General features: G+C 36.8%; 3 protein-coding genes. All 3 read left to right on the forward strand.

The genetic code is table 11. The features are described 5' to 3' along the window. The first annotated feature begins 247 nt into the window (after positions 1 to 247). Positions 248 to 658 (forward strand): hypothetical protein, encoded by a 411-nt coding sequence (locus AB1397_02990; protein ID MEW6481959.1) that lies wholly within the window; start codon positions 248 to 250, stop codon positions 656 to 658. A gap of 215 nt (positions 659 to 873) precedes the next feature. Next, entirely contained in the window at positions 874 to 1077 is a 204-nt protein-coding gene (locus AB1397_02995) for a hypothetical protein (GenBank protein ID MEW6481960.1), read from the forward strand. After that, positions 1074 to 1271: a hypothetical protein gene (locus tag AB1397_03000; GenBank protein MEW6481961.1), complete on the forward strand. Its 198-nt coding sequence runs from the start codon at positions 1074 to 1076 to the stop codon at positions 1269 to 1271. The genes AB1397_02995 and AB1397_03000 overlap by 4 nt, the downstream gene beginning before the upstream one ends. Positions 1272 to 1386: the final 115 nt, after the last annotated feature.

A 1386-nucleotide genomic window follows, 5' to 3' on the forward strand; every position in this document is an offset into this window, starting at 1 on the left:
CTGGTCTTTTTGAGGAAGCATAGGGAAAAGGGAAAACTGACAACATCCCCAGCCAGCCAGCGTGTTGTCAGGTTGGCTGGGGATAATAAAACCTCTACGGACTAGATGAACAAAAACTGGGACAAAAATTGACGGAAAAATGCGTATATATAACAGAAAGACACCCCAAGTGCAGAAAGCACAGGGGAGGAGGTGAGAAAGAGACAAACCCCCGCAGGTGCAGAAGGCATCGGGGAGGAGGAAAAAAATGAAAACAAGAAAAATGGAGGTAGTAGGGTGGATAAGAAAAGTTGAAAAAAAAGATGTCCACCAAGACGAAAGATATTGCTATAGGGCAGGGGATTGGGGAATATGGGATGAAAAACAAGAAAAATGGATAGAAGAATACAAAATCTTCTGCACATTAAGAACAGCTAAAAGAATTAATGATGCCCCTATAGGCAGCATAATTCGGTTTAAGGGACAAGCTGTAGGAGGGCAGGGAAAAGAATTTAAAGGGTTATTTAAGGGAGAAAAGACAGAAAAATGTCTTTTTAGTGAAGAATTAAAAAACCTCATAATTACAAGAACTTTGCGTTTTTGTAGGCTAGGTGATTATGGACTTCGCTGGTTTGAAGGAGAGTGTCCTTTTGTGGGCATAAATGTAAAAGCTCGTTGAACGAATATCAAATAATGGAATATTGTTCCCATTTAATGGGAACAAGTGAGGAAAAAGCCTTTTTCCAAACAGAATAAGGTTTTTTCCAATGGGAAGGGAGGAAGTGAGAAGATGAAAGAACCAGTAGATTTTTCTAAAGGGAAAAAAATAGCAAAAAGACAACGGGAAGTTTTTGAAAAAAAGGGGGTGAAATTAGTGCCTTCTTGCAAAACGGAATGAAAAAACTACTATATAAAGCCATCTTCTGGCTTGCTAAACATTCTCCTGACATAATAGCAATCCCAACAGGAAAGTGGCTTATGAATCAATTGCAAAAAGAAAGGAGAAAGCGTAAGCTGAATAAGCTTGCTGACTTTCTTTTGCAATGGGAAAAAGAAGATAAAATAAAACAAAAAAGAGGCAAAAGAAAAGGTAAATGAATAAGGCAGAAAAAATAGAGGGGTTTGCTCAAAAGATAAACAAATGGTTGGATGAAATAAACCAACCGTTGACATACGAGAATGTGAGGCGGTGGTTTGATTTGAAATATGGAAAATTGCCCTCTGAAAGGACAATAAAAGAAATTTTTAAAAAAATAGACGGTAGAAAGAAAAAAATTTTTAAAAACACTTGACAAAAGAAAAAAGGTATAATATACTGTTTTTAGAATGAAGAAAGTAGCTGATTTCAAAAAACTACAAGAAAATAAAGGGGTCTCTATCCTTGCCCTTTCAAGGTCAGCTACTATC

It is taken from the genome of bacterium, assembly GCA_040756715.1.
GTDB lineage: Bacteria > UBA9089 > UBA9088 > UBA9088 > UBA9088 > JBFLYE01.